Annotated in this window: 20 protein-coding genes and 1 tRNA gene; 14 read left to right on the forward strand and 7 right to left on the reverse strand. The window is 69.9% G+C overall.

What is annotated here, in order from left to right; translation table 11 throughout:
* The first annotated feature begins 551 nt into the window (after positions 1 to 551).
* Positions 552 to 1,181: a septal ring lytic transglycosylase RlpA family protein gene (locus tag BpN12_RS15540; RefSeq protein WP_246796462.1), complete on the forward strand. Its 630-nt coding sequence runs from the start codon at positions 552 to 554 to the stop codon at positions 1,179 to 1,181.
* A gap of 160 nt (positions 1,182 to 1,341) precedes the next feature.
* Here BpN12_RS15540 and rsmI read toward each other — a convergent pair whose 3' ends face one another.
* A complete protein-coding gene (gene rsmI / locus BpN12_RS15545) occupies positions 1,342 to 2,226 on the reverse strand; it encodes a 16S rRNA (cytidine(1402)-2'-O)-methyltransferase (protein ID WP_246796463.1) in 885 nt (294 codons plus the stop codon).
* A gap of 253 nt (positions 2,227 to 2,479) precedes the next feature.
* Between rsmI and BpN12_RS15550 the strand changes: the two genes are divergently transcribed.
* From BpN12_RS15550 to BpN12_RS15570, 5 genes are all read left to right on the forward strand, one after another.
* Positions 2,480 to 2,863 carry a YraN family protein gene (locus BpN12_RS15550; RefSeq protein ID WP_246796464.1) on the forward strand — a complete coding sequence of 128 codons (384 nt, stop codon included), beginning with the start codon at positions 2,480 to 2,482 and terminating at the stop codon, positions 2,861 to 2,863.
* A gap of 183 nt (positions 2,864 to 3,046) precedes the next feature.
* Positions 3,047 to 3,631, forward strand: coding sequence for an SIS domain-containing protein (locus BpN12_RS15555; RefSeq protein ID WP_246796465.1), 585 nt, complete (start codon positions 3,047 to 3,049; stop codon positions 3,629 to 3,631).
* A gap of 18 nt (positions 3,632 to 3,649) precedes the next feature.
* Positions 3,650 to 4,453: a BON domain-containing protein gene (locus BpN12_RS15560; protein ID WP_246796466.1), complete on the forward strand. Its 804-nt coding sequence runs from the start codon at positions 3,650 to 3,652 to the stop codon at positions 4,451 to 4,453.
* Positions 4,450 to 4,815 carry a c-type cytochrome gene (locus BpN12_RS15565; protein ID WP_246796467.1) on the forward strand — a complete coding sequence of 122 codons (366 nt, stop codon included), beginning with the start codon at positions 4,450 to 4,452 and terminating at the stop codon, positions 4,813 to 4,815. The genes BpN12_RS15560 and BpN12_RS15565 overlap by 4 nt, the downstream gene beginning before the upstream one ends.
* A 104-nt stretch (positions 4,816 to 4,919) precedes the next feature.
* Positions 4,920 to 4,995, forward strand: a tRNA-Ala gene (locus BpN12_RS15570).
* 122 nt (positions 4,996 to 5,117) lie between these two features.
* On the opposite strand, the gene BpN12_RS15575 is transcribed toward BpN12_RS15570, so the two are convergent.
* Positions 5,118 to 5,864: an SDR family oxidoreductase gene (locus BpN12_RS15575; protein ID WP_246796468.1), complete on the reverse strand. Its 747-nt coding sequence runs from the start codon at positions 5,862 to 5,864 to the stop codon at positions 5,118 to 5,120.
* Between the two features lie 324 nt (positions 5,865 to 6,188).
* Between BpN12_RS15575 and BpN12_RS15580 the strand changes: the two genes are divergently transcribed.
* The 4 genes from BpN12_RS15580 (at position 6,189) to BpN12_RS15595 (ending at position 11,415) form a co-directional block, all read left to right on the forward strand.
* Entirely contained in the window at positions 6,189 to 6,884 is a 696-nt protein-coding gene (locus BpN12_RS15580) for a M15 family metallopeptidase (RefSeq protein WP_246796469.1), read from the forward strand.
* 138 nt (positions 6,885 to 7,022) lie between these two features.
* Positions 7,023 to 9,329, forward strand: coding sequence for a TonB-dependent hemoglobin/transferrin/lactoferrin family receptor (locus BpN12_RS15585; protein ID WP_246796470.1), 2,307 nt, complete (start codon positions 7,023 to 7,025; stop codon positions 9,327 to 9,329).
* Positions 9,330 to 9,385: 56 nt separating this feature from the next.
* A complete protein-coding gene (locus tag BpN12_RS15590; RefSeq protein ID WP_246796471.1) occupies positions 9,386 to 10,483 on the forward strand; it encodes a hemin-degrading factor in 1,098 nt (365 codons plus the stop codon).
* Positions 10,480 to 11,415 (forward strand): heme/hemin ABC transporter substrate-binding protein, encoded by a 936-nt coding sequence (locus BpN12_RS15595; RefSeq protein ID WP_246796472.1) that lies wholly within the window; start codon positions 10,480 to 10,482, stop codon positions 11,413 to 11,415. The genes BpN12_RS15590 and BpN12_RS15595 overlap by 4 nt, the downstream gene beginning before the upstream one ends.
* A 159-nt stretch (positions 11,416 to 11,574) precedes the next feature.
* Here the strand turns inward: BpN12_RS15595 and BpN12_RS15600 are convergent, their stop codons facing one another.
* Both BpN12_RS15600 and BpN12_RS15605 read right to left on the reverse strand, forming a co-directional pair.
* Positions 11,575 to 12,663 carry a diguanylate cyclase domain-containing protein gene (locus tag BpN12_RS15600; RefSeq protein ID WP_246796473.1) on the reverse strand — a complete coding sequence of 363 codons (1,089 nt, stop codon included), beginning with the start codon at positions 12,661 to 12,663 and terminating at the stop codon, positions 11,575 to 11,577.
* 512 nt (positions 12,664 to 13,175) lie between these two features.
* A complete protein-coding gene (locus tag BpN12_RS15605) occupies positions 13,176 to 13,577 on the reverse strand; it encodes a hypothetical protein (protein WP_246796474.1) in 402 nt (133 codons plus the stop codon).
* Positions 13,578 to 14,030: 453 nt separating this feature from the next.
* On the opposite strand from BpN12_RS15605, the gene BpN12_RS15610 reads away from it, so the two are divergent.
* From BpN12_RS15610 to BpN12_RS15625, 4 genes are all read left to right on the forward strand, one after another.
* Positions 14,031 to 15,434 carry an L-lactate MFS transporter gene (locus tag BpN12_RS15610; protein WP_246796475.1) on the forward strand — a complete coding sequence of 468 codons (1,404 nt, stop codon included), beginning with the start codon at positions 14,031 to 14,033 and terminating at the stop codon, positions 15,432 to 15,434.
* A 10-nt stretch (positions 15,435 to 15,444) separates the two neighbouring features.
* Positions 15,445 to 15,588 (forward strand): MFS transporter small subunit, encoded by a 144-nt coding sequence (locus BpN12_RS15615; RefSeq protein WP_042623602.1) that lies wholly within the window; start codon positions 15,445 to 15,447, stop codon positions 15,586 to 15,588.
* Positions 15,589 to 15,753: 165 nt separating this feature from the next.
* Positions 15,754 to 16,623, forward strand: coding sequence for an NAD(P)-dependent oxidoreductase (locus BpN12_RS15620; RefSeq protein WP_246796476.1), 870 nt, complete (start codon positions 15,754 to 15,756; stop codon positions 16,621 to 16,623).
* 175 nt (positions 16,624 to 16,798) lie between these two features.
* Positions 16,799 to 17,434, forward strand: a complete 636-nt coding sequence (locus tag BpN12_RS15625) for a LysE family translocator (RefSeq protein WP_246796477.1) — start codon at positions 16,799 to 16,801, stop codon at positions 17,432 to 17,434.
* Between the two features lie 322 nt (positions 17,435 to 17,756).
* Here BpN12_RS15625 and BpN12_RS15630 read toward each other — a convergent pair whose 3' ends face one another.
* The 3 genes from BpN12_RS15630 to BpN12_RS15640 form a co-directional block, all read right to left on the reverse strand.
* The gene (locus BpN12_RS15630) at positions 17,757 to 18,593 is read right to left on the reverse strand and encodes an OmpW/AlkL family protein (RefSeq protein ID WP_246796478.1); all 837 of its coding nucleotides are present in this window, start codon (positions 18,591 to 18,593) and stop codon (positions 17,757 to 17,759) included.
* Positions 18,594 to 18,609: 16 nt separating this feature from the next.
* Positions 18,610 to 19,866, reverse strand: coding sequence for a DUF2957 domain-containing protein (locus BpN12_RS15635; protein ID WP_246796479.1), 1,257 nt, complete (start codon positions 19,864 to 19,866; stop codon positions 18,610 to 18,612).
* Positions 19,867 to 19,950: 84 nt separating this feature from the next.
* Positions 19,951 to 20,415, reverse strand: coding sequence for a hypothetical protein (locus BpN12_RS15640; RefSeq protein WP_246796480.1), 465 nt, complete (start codon positions 20,413 to 20,415; stop codon positions 19,951 to 19,953).
* Positions 20,416 to 20,422: the final 7 nt, after the last annotated feature.

The following is a 20,422-nucleotide window of genomic DNA, read 5'->3' on the forward strand; positions in this document are numbered from 1 at the left end:
CATTGCCGCGGGCGGACCCGGATTGCGTCATAGCAAGAATCAATCAAGGGGACAGAGTGTTTTGCGGGCGAGCATTTTCATTTATGTATAATGCGGCCCATTGTGCGTGGTTCCGCCACGCGTTCTACAGGCGTTCAAGCACCCGTCAGCGTGTGCCGAAGCGCCGTCAATGCACTAGCCGCCGGCTTACCGGCGGCGCATCCAGTGCCGATTCAATCGGTGCTCACGTCTTGTCCGGCCGGGCGCAACGCGCGCCCGCCGCGGCCTTGCTGTCGCAACGCCGGATGAGGCCTATGCCGCCGTTCCTGCCCGTTGGCCACACGCGACGCGCACGAACCGTGTCTTCGGTTCGAAGGCGGCATTTGGGGTCTGGTCAGGCTGCCGGGGACAGGTTGCGCCAGACGTGAAAGCTAAACAGGACGGTCGCGGCGAGTACGACAGCCGCACCAGTGCAAGCCGCTTGCCCGCGACGGGCGAGTGCGTGCGCGCATATCCGTCCGGGCCGTCTTATCCAGGTAGTGCGACGGCCCGCACCCATAGGCGACACGTCGATGAAATTTCGATTGCCGAGGCAACTCGGTTCAGTGGTGATGGTGGTAGCGCTCACCGGGTGCGCGATGCCGCCGAATCCGGCCTCCGACCAGGCGGCCAACAACGACAACCCGGCGAAGAACGCACTTCGGACCACGGCGGCCGCCCAGGCGGACGACGCGGACGGCAAGCAGGACGACTTCGATTCGGCGCTGGCGACGATGCCGGCGGCCGGCACCGACGACGCGTCGCGCGCCTCGCTGGCGAACGCGAAGCCGATCGACGCGGCCGACGTGTCCGACTTCCGCCAGACCGGCCGGGCGTCGTGGTACGGCCGCGCGTTCCATGGCCGGCGCACCGCCAACGGCGACCGCTTCGACATGAACGAGCTGACCGCCGCGCATCGGACGCTGCCGCTGTCCTCGTACGTGAAGGTCATCAACCAGACCAACGGCAAGTCCGTGGTGGTGAAGATCAACGATCGCGGGCCGTTCAAGCGTGGCCGCGTGCTCGACCTGTCGTATGCGGCCGCGAAGGTGATCGGCCTCGTGCGCTCGGGCACCGCGAGCGTGAAGATCGTCGGCCTTTCGCCCGAGCAGGCGCGGATTGCACGCGACGAGATGGTCGCGTCGGCGTCGCAGACGCACTGAGTTTCGCGGATGCACTGAGCCTTCGAGCGTGGCCTCGCGCCTCGCCCGATCGGCTGCGGTTGAATCCGGATGGTTGTCATCGCGGCGGCATGACGCTGGTCATGCCGCCGCGTTCGTCATGGGTGCGCGGCGCGTTGTTTGCCCCTGCGCCGCGCGCGCCTCAGTCTTCCTCTTCCTTCAGTTCGAGCGCGCGCGCGTAGAGCGTGCTGCGCGACGCGCCCGTCAACGCGGCGGCCAGCTTCGCCGCGCTCTTCACCGGCACCTCCGAGAGCAGCAGCGTCAGCAGTGCGTCGTGCGCGTGCGGATCGTCGTCTTCGCTCGGCGCGCCCGCGCCTTCCACCACCACCGCGAACTCGCCGCGCTGCCGGTTCGGGTCGCCGGCCAGCCACGTTGGCCCTTCGGCCAGGGTGCCCTCGAACACGTCCTCATGTAACTTGGTCAGCTCACGGGCGATCAGCACGCGTCGCTGCGGGCCGAACGCGTCGGCGAGCGCGTCGATCGTCTCGACGATCCGATGCGGCGCTTCGTAGAACACCAGCGCGTAGCGGTGCGCCTTCAGCGCCGCGAGCGCCGCCGCGCGCTGTTTCGCCTTCGGCGGCAGGAAGCCCGCGAACGTGAACGGGCCGGCCCAGTCGCCGGCGATGCTGAGCGCCGTCGCGGCCGCGTTCGCGCCGGGCAGCGGCACGATCGGCAGGCCGGCCGCGCGCACCGCGTCCACCAGCTTCGCGCCCGGATCCGAGATGCCGGGCGTGCCGGCGTCGGACACATAGGCGATCCGCTCGCCCGCGCGCAACTGCTCGACGAGGCGCCCGGCCGCTTCGCGTTCGTTGTGTTCGTGGACCGCGACGAGCGGCTTCGAGATGCCGTAGCGCGCGAGCAGCTGCCCAGTGTTGCGCGTGTCCTCGGCGGCGATCCGGTCGACGAGCGCGAGCACGTGCAGCGCGCGCAGCGTGATGTCGGCCGCGTTGCCGATCGGCGTCGCGACCACGTAGAGCGTGCCGGCGGGGTAATGCTGCGTCTGCGCGAGTTCGGGGAGGGAAGTCATGGCGGGAAACGCGCGAAAACGCGTGGCGGGCGGAACAAGGCTGGCATTGTGCCACGCGAGCCACGAGGCGCCGCTGATGGTGTCCAGGACGGTGCCGAAGACGGCGGCCGGACCGCGCGATGGCCAGGCGAGTGGCGAAGCCGGTGGCCATCGGGCTCGCGCACGCGGGCATTCGCGCGTCGAGCGCGATGCGCCGTGCGACGTTGCCGGTGCGTCCGGTCATCCTCCGGCGCGCTCACGCGACGCCGCGCGCATGGACGGTGCCGACAACTTTTCCGGCCGTCCCGGGTCGAAGCGGATCGGCGAGCGCTTCGAACGGCAGGCGCGGCGTTTCCTCGAAGGCGAGCGCCTCGCGTTCGTCGCGTCGAACCTCGTGGTGCGCGGCGGCGAGCTCGATCTGGTGATGCGCGAGCGCGACGGCACGCTGGTGTTCGTCGAGGTGCGCGCGCGCCGGCATGACCGCCACGGCGGCGCGCTCGCGAGCGTGGGACTGCACAAGCGGCGGCGCATCGTGCAGGCGGCGCGCGTGATCTGGGCGCGGCTCGGCGGCACATGTGCGTGCCGCTTCGACGTGGTCGGCTTCGAAGCCGGGCGGCTCGTCTGGCTGCGCGACGCGTTCCGCGCCGACGACGTCTAGCGGCAGCGGCCGGCACCGCGGGCGGGCGAGCGGGGACGAGTCGCGCATGGTGCGCACACGGTTCGCGCACGGTTGTTGTGTCGAGTTGTAAAGGACGCGGCGGCGGCGGGCGCGGAGTGCGGTAAACTCGCCGCACCCACGCTCCCGCGCGGCTCCGTTCCGCGTTTCATTCGATAGGTATCGATGTCAGTCGAACGTATTCAGCAACATATCCGCGACAACGCAACGCTCGTCCACGAGGTGCTCGATGCGCTGTCGCTGCCGATCGCGGCCGCCGTCGACGCGATGTTCATGGCGCTCGCGAACGGCAACAAGATCCTCGCCTGCGGCGATGGCCCGTCGGCCGCGCCGGCCGAACGGCTCGCGAACGCGCTGGTCGGCGGCTTCGAACGCGAACGGCCGAGCCTGCCGGGCCTCGCGCTCGCCACCGACGCGAGCCGCGCCGGCCCGTTCACGGGCGGCGAGGCGGCCGATCATATTTTCGCGCAACAGGTGCGCGCGCTCGGCCAGACCGGCGACGTGCTGGTCGTGATCGATCCGTCCGGCGATTCGCCGCGCGCGCTGGCCGCGGCCGCCGAGGCGCGCGAGCGCGAGATGACGGTGATCGCGCTGACCGGCAGCGGCGGCGAACTCGTGAGCGCGCTGTCCGACACCGACATTCACATCGGCGTGCCGTCCGACCGGGCGCTGCGCATCCAGGAAATCCACCTGCTGACCATCCACTGCCTGTGCGACGGCATCGACGCGATGCTGCTGGGCGAAGACTGATTCGAAGGAGAACTGTCGATGAATACGAGCCGCGTCGGACCCGCGCTTGTGAGAACCACGCTGGTGATCGCGCTGTCGGCGGGCCTTGCCGCCACGCTGCAGGGCTGCGTGCTGGCCTTCGCCGGCGCGGCCGCGGGAGGCGGCGCCCTGATTGCAACTGATCGTCGCACGCTGGGCGCGCAGACCGAGGATCGCGAGATCCAGGTCAAGGCGGCCTCGCAGATCAAGAGCGGCCTGCCCGACGAAGCGCATGTGAACGTGACGGTCTTCAACCGCCGCGTGCTGCTGACGGGCGAGGTGCCGAACGACGCGTCGAAGCCGCGCGCCGAGGAGATCGTCCGCGCGATCAACAACGTCAACGCGATCGTCAACGAGCTCGCGGTCGCGCCGGCCAGTTCGCTGACGGACCGCACCAACGACTCGTATCTCGAAGGCCGCGTGAAGACCGCGCTGATCGCCGAGAAGGGCATTTCGGCGAACAACTTCAAGGTGGTATGCGAGCGCGGCAGCATCTATCTGCTCGGGCTGGTGACGGTCGACGAGGGCAACATCGGTGCAGACGTGGCGAGCCGCGTGCCCGGCGTCGCGCAGGTCGTGAAGGTGTTCCAGTACATCAAGCCGATGGAGGCGCCGGGCCTCGCCACCTCGAGCGCGCCGGTCAGCGACGCCGGTGCCGCGCAACCGGCGCCGGCCGTGGACGTCGGGCCGACCGTCGGTGCCGTGCCCGACTCGAGCGTGACCTCGGCGCCGCTGCAGTCGCCGGCGCCGGTGTCGAGCTCGCCGAACGTCCATCCGGGCAACGCGAAGGCGGGTGGCCAATGAGCGCGCGTATCGGACGGCTGGGTGGCCGGCGCCTCGTCGCGCTTGCCGTGACGGCGGCCATCGGCGCCGCGGTGCTGGCCGCGCCGGCCGCGCGGGCCGCCGACGACGGCCTGCGCGTGGCGCGCGGCAACGCCTGCATGGGCTGCCACGCAGTCGACCACAAGCTGGTCGGGCCGTCGTTCAAGGACGTGGCCGCACGCTACAAGAACGATCCGGCCGCCGCGGACAAGCTCGCGAAGAAGATTCGCGACGGTGGCTCGGGCGTGTGGGGCGTGATTCCGATGCCGGCTCATCCCGGCATGAGCGACGCCGACATCAAGTCGGTCGTCAAATGGGTGCTGGCGGGCGCGCCATCGAACTGAGCCGGCGCTTTCGCGAATCCTTGATGCCGCTGCCGGGGTCGTAAAAACTTTCCCGCAGTGGCTTGCCATCCCGGATGCAGGTTGTGTATGATCGTCAAGATGTTGGGGGGGTAGCTCAGCTGGGAGAGCGTCGCGTTCGCAATGCGAAGGTCGGGAGTTCGATCCTCCTCCTCTCCACCAACGAATTCGAAGGGTTACAGGTTCGCCTGTAACCCTTTTTGCTTTTGGCGGCCGCGAACCTGCATCGGCGGCCGCGAACCTGCATCACGGGCCGCCACCGTACTGTCCGCCAGCCGGCCGCGTCAGAACTGCGTGAGGCCGCCGTCCACCGCCAGTTCGGTTCCGGTCGTGTACGAGGCATCGTCGCTCGCGAGGAACAGCGCCGTTTTCGCCACCTCGGCCGGCTCGCCGAAGCGCCGCAGCGCGATCTGCTGCTGCAGGCCCGCCGCGACGTCCGACAGCTGCGCGTCGCTGAGCCCCATCTTCCCGTAGAACGGCGTCGAGATCGCGCCCGGGCTGATCGCGTTGACACGGATGCCGCGCGGCGCGAGTTCGGCGCCGAGCGTGCGCACCAGCGAACGCGAGGCGGCCTTCAGCGCCGCGAGGATCGACAGCCCCGGCTTGCCGACCGCGTTCAGGAACGAGGTCGTGACGATGATGCTGCCGCCCGCCGGGATCAGCGGCGCAGCCTTCTGGATCGTGAAGAACGTGCCGCTGAAGTTCAGCGCGACGGCGTCGTCGAGATAGGCCGGCGTGATCGCCTCGAGCGGCGCGACCGTGCCGGCGCCGGCGTTCGCGAACACCACGTCGATGCGGCCGAACTTCTCGCGCGTGGCCGCCACGGCCCGCTCGATCTCGTCGACCCGGCGCAGGTCGGCCTGCAGCAGCAGCGCCTCGCCGCCGAGTTCACGGCCGGCCGCGGCCAGGCGTTGTGCGTTCGCGCCGACGATCGCGAGCTTCGCGCCTTCGGCACGGAACAGCTTCGCGGTTTCAAGGCCGATGCCGGTGGTACCGCCGGTGATGAAGGCAATCTTGCCGTTCAGTTTCATGGTGGATCTCCTCGTTTGAAAAAAATCTGGATGACTAACTACTGGTAGCCGGCCGGTCGCGCTCGGCGAGCCGGAACGGTCCATTCGGAGCGCCAGCGCACGGCGATCGGTGGATCGTCGACAGGTTCGCCGTGTTCGGCTTGGCCCGCCTCGCGTTGGCATGGGACGAATCATGCCGTTCGCCGGAAGATGGGAGAATCCAGCGATGGCGCGCAACATCTAACCGGAATTCAGGGAGCTGAGTCGATGCCGGTCTCGCCTGGCACGCGACCGCGCGAGCGCGGCAGCGGTTATGCTGGCGGCTGCCCCACACCCGTCTTCCCCATGACACGCCTACTCGACGAACGGGAGCTGACCGGACGCGCCCGCACGCATGTCGTCCAGTACGATGCGCCGCGTTTCGCGGCCCAGCCCGAAGCGGCCGAAGCGTTCCTCGCGATGCGCGAGGCGGCGCGCGGCGCCGGCATCGACCTGCTGCCGTACAGCAGCTTCCGCGATTACCGCATGCAGCTGCGCATCTGGAACGCGAAGTTCAGCGGCCGGGCGCCGCTCTACGACATTGACGGCCGGCCCCGCGATTTCGCGGCGCTCTCGGAAGCGCAGATCATCGACTGCATCCTGAACTGGTCGGCGCTGCCGGGCGGCAGCCGGCACCAGTGGGGCACCGAGATCGACGTCGTCGACGGCGCCGCGATGCCGCCCGGCTACCTGCCGAAACTGTTGCCGGAAGAGGTGCGCCCCGGCGGCATTTTCTCGCGCCTGCACGGCTGGCTCGACGAGCACGCCGCGCGCTTCGGCTTCTTCCGGCCGTACCGGCGGGATCAGGGCGGCATGTATCCGGAGCCATGGCATCTCAGCTACGCGACGCGATCGGTGCCGGCGCTCGCGCAGGTCACGCCCGAGCTGCTGACGCGCGTCACGCAGGACGCCGGGATCCTCGGCAAGGCGCTGGTGCTGGCGCGGATTCCCGAGATCTACCAGAGACACATTCTCAACGTCGCGGCTCCGGACGAAACCTGAGCGCATCCCGTCCACGCGGCAATCGGGAATCTGGTCAATGCAAATAGAAATGATTCTCGTTTACAAGTTACAATCCCCCCGAATCATCCGTCCCGGCACCGGGGCGATCGGCATCAACATGCTACGGGGGAGTCGTCGATGCAGTTCAAACATTGTTTCGTCCGGTACGTGGTGCCGGCGATGCTGGCCAATACCTGCTCGGTCGCGCTGGCCGAGACCGCGGCCAGCGAGGCGGCCGTGCCGCGCGAGTCGGCCTTGCGCCGCGAGGAGACGCTGAAGGCGGTGTCGGTCACCGCGAACCGGCTCGGCGCCACGCGCGTGAACCGGATGGCGGCGTCGGTGTCGGTGATCACGAGCGACGACATCGACGACGACAACGCGAAGGACGTCAAGGACGCGCTGCGCTACGAGCCCGGCGTCGAGGTGCGGCGCCAGGCCTACCGCCCGTCGGGCGTCGCCAGCGGGGCGGGGCGCGGCGGCAACGAGGGGATCAATATCCGCGGGCTCGAAGGCAACCGCGTGCTGATGCTCGAGGACGGCATTCCGCTGCCGCAGTCGTTCGAGTTCGGCTCGGGCGCGGCCGGCCGCGGCGACTACCTGAACACGGATCTCTACGAGCGCATCGAGGTGCTGCGCGGCCCGACTTCGGTGCTGTACGGCAGCGACGGCCTGACGGGCGCCGTCAACTTCGTGACGAAGGACCCGAAGGACCTGCTCGCGATCTATCACAAGAAGACCTATTTCTCGCTGAAGGGCGGCTACGATTCAACCGATCGCAGTTGGGGCTCGACGGCGACGGCCGCGTTCGGCGGCGAGCGCGTGCAGGGGATGATCGCGCTGAGCGGGCGCCACGGCCATGAAACCGACAATCGCGGTGATGCTGGCGGGCTCGGCGCGGCGCGCTCGAAGCCCGATCCGCTCACCTACAACAATCGCAACGCGCTCGGCAAGATCGTGTTCCGGCTCACGCGCGAGGACACGCTGAAACTGACCGCCGCAACGCTCAACAACAGCAATCTCAGCGATGGCCTGTCGCAGCTCGGCGGCGCCTACACCTGGGGCAGCCGGCCAAGCTACGCGGCGGACCGCTACGTGACCGGCAACGACGTGCAGAGCAATCGCGTGAAGCTCGACTACGATCACCGCGACGACACGAATCCATATTTTCAGCAGCTTCATGCTTCGGTGTACTACCGAAATGCACAGACGCACCAGACGCTCGACATCGGCGGGATCGGCGCGGCGGGCGCCACGGCCAGCCGCACGCGCGTGAACGACTACCGCGACACCATCGTCGGCGGCAATCTCGTGGCCGACAGCCAGTTCGCCACCGGCGCGCTGAAGCACCGGCTGACCTACGGCTTCGACCTGAGCCAGTCGCATTTCAGCACCGCGAGTTCGGCGGCGGGCGAGTGGGTGGCGGGCGGCGACGGGTATCCGGAGGTGTTTCCGAAGACCTCGCAGACGGCGTTCGGCGCGTTCCTGCAGGACGACATCCGCTGGCGCCGGCTCAGCGTGCTGCCCGGCGTGCGCTTCGACTATTTCAGCATGACGCCGCATCCCGATGCGACCTACGCGAGCGCCACCTCGGCTTCGACCAAGCCGACCACCGGGCTCACCGGCAACGCGGTGTCGCCGCGCCTCGCGCTGCTCTACGAGCTGACGCCGGCCTTCGTGCCCTACGTGCAGTACGCGCGCGGCTTCCGCGCGCCGTCGGCGTACCAGGTGAACAGCTACTACAACCCGGCCGGCGCGTATGGCCTGTTCTACCAGCAGGTCGGCAATCCGAACCTGAAGCCCGAAACCAGCAACACCTTCGAGCTCGGCCTGCGCGGCAAGGTCGGCATCGGCGCCGGCCACGTCAGCTACAGCCTCGCCGGCTTCGCCGGCCGCTACAGCGACTTCATCGACACGCGCGTGGTGGGCGGCAGCGTCACCTCGGCGACCGATCCGTACACGGTGCAGTACGTGAACTTCTCGAAGGCCTCGATTCGCGGCATCGAGGCGAAGGCGGACTGGCTCGTCAACGACAGCCTCGAACTGAAGGGCGGCCTCGCCTACATCAAGGGCACCGAGACGCGCGACGGCGTGACCACCGGGCTCGACACCGTGCCGCCGCTCGCGGTCGTGCTCGGCGTGCGCTACACGGGCGGCGAGCGCTGGTTCGCCGGCGTCGACCTGACCTACAACTCGCGCAAGCACAAGTCCGACATGTCGGACCCGACCTTCTTCTCGACGCCGTCGTACACGATCCTCGACCTGCACGCGGGCTACAAGGTCTCGCGCCACGTCAGCGTGACGGCCGGCATCGACAACCTGTTCGACCGCAAGTACTGGGTCTGGAACGACGTGCGGGGCATCCGTGACAGCGACGGCGACGCGAAGATCGCCGCGCTGACGGCACCGGGTCGCAATTTCAACGTCGGGATGAAGATCGATTTCTGATCGGCCGGCGGCGCCACCGGTGCGGCGCCGCGCATCCCGTTTCCAAGGACGACATCATGGCAACTCCATCCACCCTGGCGCCGCGGCGCGACGCGGCCGCGCTGGCCGCGCTGCGGCGCGATTTCACCCGGCTGCGCACCGAGCGCAGGCTGCGCCATCGCGATGCGGCCGCCGCGCTCGGTGTGAGCGAAGGCGAGGCGCTGGCGGCGTTCGTCGGCGAGCGCGTGGTGCGGCTCGACGCGCGCTTCGTCGAGCTCTACGAGGCGCTCCCGCGGCTCGGCAACGTGATGACGCTGACGCGCAACGAGGCGGCGGTCCACGAGAAGATCGGCCGCTTCGAGAACATGAGCCACGACGGCACGATCGGACTCGCGCTCGGCGAGGCGATCGACCTGCGGATCTTCTACGCGAAATGGGCTTCGGGCTTCGCGGTGCGCGAGGCGGCCGGCGACGGCGAGCGCCGGAGCCTGCAGTTCTTCGACGCGCACGGCACGGCGATCACCAAGGTCTACCTGCGCGAGGACAGCGATCAGGCCGCGTTCGACGCGCTGGTGGCGAGCCACGCGGCGCGGCCGCAGGTGGCCGGGCTCGCGGTCGAGCCGGCCGCGGCGCCGGCCGCCCGCCGCGACGACGCGGCGATCGACGTGGCCGGCCTGCGCGCGGCGTGGGACGCGATGCAGGACACCCACGAATTCTTCGGCATGCTGCGCCGCTTCGGCACGGCGCGGCTGCAGGCGATGCGGCTCGCCGGCACTTCGCGCGCGTTGCCGCTCGCGGCCGGCGCGACGGCTGCCCTGCTCGGTGACGTGGCCGCGAGCGGCCTGCCGATCATGGTATTCGTCGGCAGCGCCGGGATGATCCAGATCCATACCGGGCCGATCCGCAAGGTGGTGCCGATGGGGCCGTGGCTCAACGTGATGGATCCGGCGTTCAACCTGCACCTGCGCGCCGACCTGGTCGACAGCGCCTGGGCCGTGCGCAAGCCGACCCGCGACGGCGTGGTCACTTCGATCGAACTGTTCGACGCGCGCGGCGAGACCATCGCGATGCTGTTCGGCGCGCGCCGGCCCGGCGTGCCCGAACTCGAAGGCTGGCGTGCCGCGGTGGCGCGGCTCGCGCCGGCGGCCGACCTGCGCGAGGAGGTGCCGGCATGAGCCGCGATCCGTCCGACGCCGGCCGGCGCCGCTGGCTGCGCGAATCGACCGCGCTCGTGCTCGGCGTGACGGGGGCCGCCTGGGGCCTTCGCGCGGCGGCGGCGTCGACGAATCCCGGCGGTGCGTCGGCGAGCACGGCGGCAGGCGCGCCGGCCGCGGTCCCGCCGGGGCGCGTCGTCGTGATCGGCGGGGCGCTCGGCGAGATCGTCTACGCGCTCGGCTGCGAGGGCCGGCTGGTCGGCACCGATACGACCTGCACGTTCCCGCCGGCGGTGCGCGCGCTGCCGAAGATCGGCTACCAGCGCACGGTGTCGGCCGAAAGCCTGCTCGCGCTGCGTCCCGACCTCGTGCTGGCCTCGGCGGAGGCGGGGCCGCCCACGGCGCTCGATCAGGTGCGGCAGGCGGGCGTGCGGGTCGAGCTGTTCGCCGAGCGGCACGACCCGTCCTCGACGCGCGACAAGATCACCGGCATGGCGGCGGCGCTCGGCGCGCAGGCGGCGGGCCGCACGCTGGCCGTGAAGTTCGACCGCGACTGGGCGCGCGCGATGGCCACCGCGGCTCCGCCGCCGCTGCGCGTGCTGTTCGTGATGGATCCGGTGGGACGCCAGCCGATGGTGGCGGGCCGGCATACGGGGGCCGACGCGATGCTGCGCTACGCCGGCGTGACGAACGTGATCGGCGACGCCGACGGCTACAAGGTGCTGACCTCGGAGGCGCTGGTGGCCGCGCAGCCCGACGTGGTGCTGACCACCGACGACACCTTGCAGGCGGTCGGCGGTCCGGCGCGCCTGCTGGCCACGGCCGGGTTCTCGCTGACGCCGGCCGGCCGTGCCGCGCGCGTGGTGTCGCTCGACTCGCTGTTCCTGCTCGGCTTCGGGCCGCGCATGCCGGCGGCCGTGATCGCGCTGCGGCGCAAGCTGGCCGCGGCATGACGCACCACGGTACGGCGCGCGTGCTGCCGGAGCGGTTCGGCGGTCCGGTGGCGTGGCCGGCGAGCGTCACGTCGGCCGCCTCGGCCGCATCCGCTCAGCCGGTGGCCGTTCGCGGCCCGCCCTCCACGCCGCGCGCGGCTGGCGGCGCGCCGGCCCGGCTCAGGCCGAGATCACGGCGCGGTTGCGTCCGCCGCGCTTGGCCTGATACAGCGCGGCGTCGGCAGCCTCGATCAGCGCCGTGGTCGATCCGCCCGGCGTGGCGATCGTGCAGGCGCCGCCGATGCTGACCGTGACGATGCCGTCGGCCGCGCCGCCCGTATGCGGCACCTGCATGGCGGCCACCTCGAGGCGGATCTTCTCGGCCACCAGGCGCGCGCCGCCGGCCGGCGTGCCGGGCAGCACGACGCCGAACTCCTCGCCGCCGAAGCGCGCGGCGAGATCGCCGGGCCGGCTCATGCAGCGCTGCAGCGCGGCGCCCACCTGCCGCAGCACGTCGTCGCCGGCCACGTGGCCGTAGGTGTCGTTGTACTGCTTGAAGCGGTCGACGTCGATCATCAGCATCGACAGCTCGGCGCCCTCGCGCAGGCTCTTGCGCCATTCCCCGTCGAGATAGGTATCGAGATAGCGCCGGTTCGGCAGCGAGGTGAGGCCGTCCGATTGCGAGAGCCGTTCGAGTTCGCGATTCGCGACCAGCAGCTCCTCCTGCGACTGCCGCAGCGCGCGGTACGCGGTGTTCAGCTGCAGCAGGTTCACGTAGGCGCGCGAGTGGTAGCGGATCCGCGCGACCAGCTCGACACGGTCGGGCAGCTTGATCAGGTAGTCGTTCGCGCCGATCTCGAAGGCGGCCTGCTTGATGCGCGGCTCCTCCTTGGCGGACAGCACGATGATCGGCACGTCGCGCAGCTCCGGCGTGCGGCGGTACTGCTGCACGAGCGTGAGGCCGTCGATCTCGGGCATCACGAGATCCTGCAGGATCAGCGTCGGCCTGGTCTGGCGCGCCGTGTCGAGCGCCTGCGCCGCGTGCTGGCAGTAGCGCAACTCGATGCCGGTCTCGCCGGCCAGCGCCTGGCGCACCGCCTCGCGCACGATCGGCTGATCGTCGACGAGCAGGACCACCGCCGTATCGGATGTCGCGGTGTGGGTGGGCAACGCGCGCCGCGCCGCCTCGAGCACGGCGTCGTCGCCCTGCGGGCCGCTGCCCGACTCTTCGGGCCGATGGTTCGGCGCGCCGGCCGGTTCCAGTTCCATGCGTGGTTTCCTTCAGAATGCGCAATGCGTTGCCGGCCCCGGCGGGCAGCCTGCCGATCTCCGCGACGGCGCCGGGCCGCTGCATCCGTGTGCCCGGCTCCAGGCACGGAGGGCGGGGCAGGTGGATGCGGCCGGGAGGATCGGGACGGATGCCGGTGGCCGGTGGATCGATGCCCGATATACGCGGGCGCCGCCGAGCCGGATGCGAAAGCGTCGTCGCGTCGGGCTGGCGGCTTGCGCGCCGTGCGCCCGCGGACCCACCGGTCGCCTCGCACAGTCGCGGCGGCGCCGCTTGCTCGCGGGGCCGCACGGCTGCCACCGCGCGGCCCGGTCGGGGTACGCGGGTTTTCCCAGCCGCCGGGAATGCATTGTAGGCTGCACGGGAAAAGCCCGCAGCGGTTTTGCGGCAGGCGGGCGGCGGTGGCGCCGCGCGCACGGCGCCTGTCCACAGCCGCCTGGGGGGCAAGTACTGTGCGTCGCGACCTGTGCCGCAGGCAGCGAACGCCGCGCGTTCAGACCGAGCAGCGCGCGAGGTGGAAGCGCAGCGTCGCCTCGTCGGGCTCGCCGTCGCCGCTGCGCGGCGGGTAGACGGCGATCGTCGTGCCGGCCGCGGCGTTGCGTTCGAGCGTGATGCGCCAGTCGTCGGCCTCGGAGTGCGGGCCGACCAGTACCGTCGCAACGGCGCCCTGCCGGTTGACGCGCGAGCGCGACAGGCGGCTGGACAGGCATCGCTCGATCTGGGGCGCCGCCAGCGCGGACGACACGTAGATCATCGCGCCCGGCGGCGCGCCGATCGCGGCGGCCTGGGATTGGGCGAGCGGGCGCGGGCCGTCGCTGCTGCTGCCGCAGCCGGCCAGCACGGCGGCCGTGCCGGCGAGCAGCGCACAGGCCGCGATTCGTTTCGGTGCATTCATCAATGGCTTCATTCTCGGGTGCGGGTCCGTCAACGCATCGCCGGCCGGCGCCCCGAAGCGGCCGTCGGCCAACGATGTCGGGCAGGCTAACAAGCGTGGTGGGTCGAGGATGTTAAAAATTGTGTTTGCGCGGCGTCTCGCGTAGGATGCGCCGCTTTTGTCGGGCGAACGTAAGCGCATCGGAAGTTCGCGCCCGGCCGTCCGATCCGCCCCCGAAACGTGTCTTTCGCGTATCTCGCAAAACAATGGCGCGGCTTACGCTTGGGCATTCCCTTATGTCTGAATATCTCATATTGCGTATGCATTTCGGCATGCCTATCGTTCGGAATGGCACGCCGGAATCGGGGCAGCGCATTCCGGGTGTTCAACAATATGAATCAGTAATTCCTATGCCGAGACCATCCGGCGCGAAGGCACGCGCAGGCCACAACAAGATTTGCAACGGAGACGACCATGAGTAGTGTCATCGAGCCCGCCGGTAGCGCGGGCACCCCGTCCTTCCTGTCCAAGGAAGCGACGATCGCCCGTCCGGGGTTCTCGCGATGGATGGTGCCGCCCGCGGCGCTCGCGGTCCACCTCTGCATCGGGCAGGCTTATGCGTTCTCCGTGTTCAACGGTCCGCTCACGAAGGTGATCGGTATCACGTCGTCGGCCGCCGGCGACTGGACGCTCACCACGCTCGGCTGGATCTTCTCGCTCGCGATCGTGTTCCTCGGGCTGTCGGCGGCGTTCGCCGGCAAGTGGCTCGAGCGCGTCGGTCCGCGCCGCACCATGCTGACGGCCGCCTGCTGCTTCGGCGGCGGCTTCATCGTGGCGGCGTTCGGCGTCTGGCTGCACCAGATCTGGCTGCTCTATCTCGGCTACGGCGTGATCGGCGGGATCGGCCTCGGGCTCGGCTACGTGTCGCCGGTCTCGACGCTGATCCGCTGGTTCCCGGATCGCCGCGGCATGGCGACCGGCATGGCGATCATGGGCTTCGGCGGCGGCGCGATGATCGCCGCGCCGCTGTCGGTGGCGCTGATGAACCACTTCAAGAGCGCGACCAGCGTGGGCGTGGCCGAAACCTTCGTGGTGCTCGGCATCGCCTACTTCATCTCGATGACGATCGGCGCGTTCGCGATCCGCGTGCCGGCGCCGGGCTGGAAGCCGGCCGGCTGGGAGCCGCCGGCGCAGTCGACCAACAAGATGATCACCTCGCGCCACGTCCACATCGACCAGGCGCTGAAGACGCCGCAGTTCTACCTGATCTGGCTGGTGCTGTTCCTGAACGTGACGGCCGGCATCGGCATTCTCGGCCAGGCTTCGGTGATGATCCAGGAGAGCTTCAAGGACACCGTGTCGGCCGCGGCGGCCGCCGGCTTCGTCGGCCTGCTGTCGCTGTTCAACATGGGCGGGCGCTTCGTGTGGGCGTCGGCGTCGGACTGGGTGGGCCGCAAGAACACCTATTTCATCTTCTTCGTGCTCGGCGCGGTGCTCTACTACTGCGTGCCGCAGTTCGCGGCGGGCGGCCACATCGCGCTGTTCGTGCTGGCCTACGGCGTGATCCTGTCGATGTACGGCGGCGGCTTCTCGACCGTGCCGGCCTACCTCGCCGACATGTTCGGCACCGCGTTCGTGGGCGGCATCCACGGCCGCCTGCTGACGGCCTGGGCCGCGGCCGGCGTGGCCGGCCCGGTGCTGGTCAACTACATCCGCGCGTACCAGGTGGGCCATGGCGTGGCGAAGGCCGACGCCTACACGATGACGGTTCACCTGATGGCGGTGCTGCTGGTGGTGGGCTTCTTCTGCAACCTGCTGGTCCGGCGCGTGGCCGATCAACACTACATGACCGACGCGCAGCTCGCGGCCGGCAAATAAGGAGACCGTGATGACCGAACTCTCGACCCGCAGCGGCGGCAGCGAGCACCCGACCAACAAGGGCCTGCTCGTGGTGTTCTGGCTCTACGTGCTGATTCCGCTGGTGTGGGGCGTGTTCAACACGCTCGCCCAGGCGCTGAAGCTGTTCCAGTAAGCGGCGCCCGCCGGCTGCGGCCGGCCTCGCCCGACGAAGTCCCGTCCGCTCGCGCGGCGGGACTTTTTTCATGGTGGCGGCCGGCGTTGTCCGATTTCGCCCGACCGGGCAAAGATCACGCAGCTGTGCTTTACTTCCCCGCTTGAGGAAACGAGGAGCGAACGGATGGATATCGGATTTGTCGGGCTCGGCGAAATGGGCAGCGCGATCGCCGCGAACCTGCTGAAGGCGGGCCACCGCGTGCGGGTCTGGAACCGCTCGCCGGAGAAGGTCGCGCCGCTCGTCGCGTTGGGCGCGCAGCAGGCGGCCACGATCGAGGACGCCTTCGCCGGCGACCTGGTGCTGTCGATGCTGGCCGACGACGCGGCCGTGCGCGGCGTGTTCGACGCGGGGCTGCTCGAGCAGGCGCCGCGCGGTCTGATCCACGTGAACATGGCGACCATTTCGGTCGCGCTGGCCGAGACGCTCGCGCATGCGCATGCCGAACGCGGCCTGCACTACGTGGCGGCGCCGGTGCTCGGGCGCCCGAACGTGGCCGCGCTGGGGCAGCTGACGATCGTCGCGGCCGGTCCGGCCGAGGCGATCGACCGCGTGCAGCCGGTCTTCGACGTGATCGGCAAGAAGACCTGGCGACTCGGCTCGCTGCCGCAGCACGCGAACGCGGTGAAGCTCGCGGCGAATTTCTCGATCGCCGCCGCGATCGAGACGATGGGCGAGGCCGCCGCGATGCTGGCCGGGCACGGCGTGGCCGTCAGCGACTACATCGACGTGATCACCAACAGCATCCTGCCGGGGCCGGTCTACCAGGGCTACGGCACGATGATCGCCGAGCGCCGCTACGAGCCGGCCATGTTCAAGGCGCGGCTCGGGCTCAAGGACGTGCGGCTTGCGCTCGAGGCGGCCGACGCGGTGTCGGTGCCGATGCCGGTCGGCAGCGTGCTGCGCGACAACCTGATCGACGCGATCGCGCATGGCGACGGCGAGCGCGACTTCGCGGTGCTGGGCGAGGTGGCCGCGCGCCGCGCGGGACGCTGAGCGCGGGCTGCCGGCCCGCGGGCGGGGCGCGGCGCCGTTCGCGCGCCGCCGCGGCCGGTGCGTCGGGCACGCGCCTCGCCGCGGTTCGCCGGCGGGGCGCCCCGTATCATCGCGATCTGCCGGCCGGCGGCCCGAGGTGCCGCCGGCCGTGGTTTTCTTCCATGACGAGGTATCGATGAGTCTGCATACGTGGGGCCTGTTCCTGGCGACGATGTTCGTGGTGTCGGCGATGCCGGGGCCGAACATGTTGCTCGTGATGTCGCACGGCGCGCGCTACGGGATGCGCCGGTCGGCGGCCACCATGGCCGGCGCGCTGCTCGCGCTGGTGCTGATGTTCCTGGTGTCGGCGGCCGGGCTCGGCGTGTTCCTCGAAGCGTGGCCGCGCATGTTCGACGTGCTGCGGCTGGCCGGCGCCGCCTATCTGATCTACCTCGGCGTCAAGGCGTGGCGCGCGCGCGTGGACGATGCGCAGGCCGTCGACGCGGCCGCCGTAGCGCCGGCCGCGTTCGCGACGCCCGGCGCGCTGTTCCGCAACGGCTTCCTGGTGTCGGGCAGCAACCCGAAGGCGCTGTTGTTCGCGGCGGCGCTCACGCCGCAGTTCATCGATCCGGCCGCGCCGAAGCTGCCGCAGTTCGCGTCGCTGGTCGTGACGCTGGCGATCTGCGAGGTGAGCTGGTATCTCGTCTACTGCGGGTTCGGCACGCGGATCGGCGCGACGCTCAAGAGCGCGCGCGTGGTGCGGATCTTCAACCGCCTGACGGGCGGCGTGTTCGTCGGCTTCGGCGCGGCGATGGCGCTGGTTCGCCACTGAGCCGGGCATCGGCGCCGGCGCCGGCGGTCCGGTGCCAAAAGACAAACCCCGCTGCACGCATCGCGCAGCGGGGTTTGTCATGGGCGACTACTGGAGGCCGATCACGCTCCACCGACACCGTGCCGACTCCGCAACAACCCGCAAGGGAAAATCCTTATTTTCTGTGTGGAAATGTTGCGTTGCGTCATCGGCTCGGGTATAGTTGGAACTGTCTCCTCCATGTCTCCTCTGATATGGATTCAGCCCGCCTTTTCAGGCGGGCTTTTTTTCGTCCATCGCTTTCGTCAGACGATCTCCGGGCTGATCCTCCAGCCGCCCCGCGTCAGAATTTGTACGACAGCGCGAGGTAGCTGATGATCGGGTTCGCCTTCAGGTCGCCCTTCGTCTCGGCCAGCGTCGAGCCGTCGGCCGCCTTGATCGTCACGGTCGAGGTGGTCTTCAGCGGGATGTAGGTCACCGAGGCGATCAGCCCCCAGTGCTCGCTGATCGCGTAGGTCAGGCCCGCGTTGAACACCGGCTGCCACGACGACGACGCCTTCGCCGACACCTGCGTGGTGCCGGGCTTGCCGGCGCCGGCCGCGAGGATCGAACCGAGGTTGTCCTGCGTCTGCTTGATGAAGTTGTTGCTGAGCTGCAGGTCGCTGAACCAGTTGTACGACACGCCGACGCCGACGAACGGCCGCAGCTTCGCGTTGGCGTTCGCGAAGTAGTACTGCAGGATCACGGCCGGGCTCCACTGGCGCACGCTCTTCACGATCGGGTTGACCGCGCCGAGCCCGATGTTCTGCGTGCCGAGCGCGCCGGCCGGCCCGGGCGGCACGATCGTGCCGCTGCCCGACACCTGGAACACCGGCGGCACGCCGGCCACCGAGGTCACCGCGATGTGATCGGTGAAGAAGTGGCTGATCGTCAGGCCGAGCGTGTCCGAGTTGTTGGTGCTGAGCCCGGTGCCCGGCGAATTGAACGACGGCGGCAGGCTCAGCGGCGTGTTGATCGGCGTCGGCGCGACGTTGGTGGTCAGCGACGTGCTGCTCTGGACCGGTGCAATGTGGAACCAGCCGAGGCCGATCACGTTGCTGCCGGCGCTCTGCGCCTGCGCGCCGCACGCGCCGAGTGCGGCGGCGAGCATGGCGGCGGCGCGAAGAAGGGTCTTGTTCACGGCGAATCCCCTGCGCTTATTGGACGAATGCGCCGATCGTGAAATACGGCGACGTCGCGTTGTTGTTGTCGAGGAAACCGAACACGCCACCCGTGAAGATGAACTTGCCGGTCGGCGTGGCGCTGGTCGAGCCCGTATGCACCGTGGTGACCGTGCCCGGCGTGGCCTGCGTGTAGTCGAGGTTCAGCGCGGTCGCGAGCGAGGCCTGCGAGGCGTTGAACGGATCGAGCTGGGTGGCCTGGGCGTTGACGAGCGCGGTGGTGCGATAGTCGAACTGGCTGTCGACGCCGATGTACTCGCCGTTCTGCGAGCCGAGCGCGATGGTGGTCTGCGGCGCCATGATCGAGATGCCCGATTCGTCGTCGGCGACGAGGCCCGGCACGCCGTTCGCGTCGGGCAGCGGGGTCGGGTTCGCCACGCCGGTGCGGATCATGATCGGCACCAGCTGGTTGCGCAGCTTGCCGACGATGATGTAGCCCTTCGCCTGCGCGCCCGAAGCGGTCAGCGTCGGTTTCACCTGGCCCTGATAGTTGTTGGTCACGAACGCGCCGCTGCCGTCGGGCGACTGCACGAGGTTCGAGCCCAGCTGCTGGCAGGTGCCGGCGTTGATGCCGGTGGTGTCGCAGCGTTGCCAGCTGCCGTCGGCGTTGATCGTGACCTTGCCGTCGATGGTGGTCGGCATGAAGTTCTGCGACGGCACCTGCGCGTAGCCGATCTGGCTGTAGGTGCCGGCCACGTTCGCGATGTTGGTCTCGAGCGACGAGAAGCCGATGAACGGGTAGTAAGGGAACGTCGTGTCGGGCACGGCGCCCACGCCGATCACGCCGGCGAACTGGATCCGCGCGCCGGGAATCGTGCCGCCCGCCACGCCGAAGCCGACGAACACGCGCGCCGGGCGCGCCGGGTCGAGGCTCGCGCCGTTGAGCTGGTAGGCGCAGTTGTTCAGCTTCGCGGTCGGCAGGCCGGTCTCGTGGGTGAGCGTGCCGCTCACCGTGGTGCCCGCGCGCGTCGGCGTGACGGTGCCCGTCGTGGCCGGGATCGGCGATTCGATGTAGGAGATCTGCCAGGTCAGCTTCTGCGTGTCGAGCTGCAGCTTCACCAGCTCGCCGTCACCGCCGCCGCCGGTGTAGACCGTGCTGTAGTCGAGCGACGACGGGCAGAGCCCCGGCTCGGTGGCGGCCAGCGCCGTGGTCGGTTGGTCGTCGGCGCCCCCGCAAGCCGACAACAACGGCACGGCGACTGCCGCCGTGACCATTAAGAGATTCCGCTTCATTTCGCTCCTCCAGGATTGTCTTGTTGGTGGCGGCCGGCTCCCTGTCGGCCGCTTCTTTGGTAACCCTCGCGTGCTGCCGTCCGGCTAGCCGGTTGCTGCGCCGGGGCCGGTGTGCGGCCCCGGCGACGCCCCCGAGTCCGGCGTTGCCGCCGGCTCCACGCCCCCGTTGATCTTGCGTGCCGCCTCGCGCGTGAGCGCGGCGAGTGCGGCGTGTGCGACGTGTTCCGGCCCGGTCGATCGGCTGGCCCGCGACGGCCGGCGGACGACGCGCGCGGCATGCGTGCGCCGGTTGACCATGGCGGGCATCGTTTCGGATGCCTGAACATGGGTCATGGACCGGTGGAAATCCTGGTGAGTGCGTCGGGAGAGCGGGCGGCGAGCGGCGCCGTTGGCGCGGCATACGTCGGGGCGGGCCGCGATCGGGCGCATCGGCCGCGTGCGCGGCGCGACGGCGGCAGCCGGGGATGCGTCGATCCCCGCTCCTGCAGCGGCCAGCAAGGGGCTCGGCGCGCTGGCCACGGCCAGCCCCTCCCACAAGGCGTATGACATGCCTCCG

It is taken from the genome of Burkholderia perseverans (genome assembly GCF_022870505.1).
GTDB lineage: Bacteria > Pseudomonadota > Gammaproteobacteria > Burkholderiales > Burkholderiaceae > Burkholderia > Burkholderia plantarii.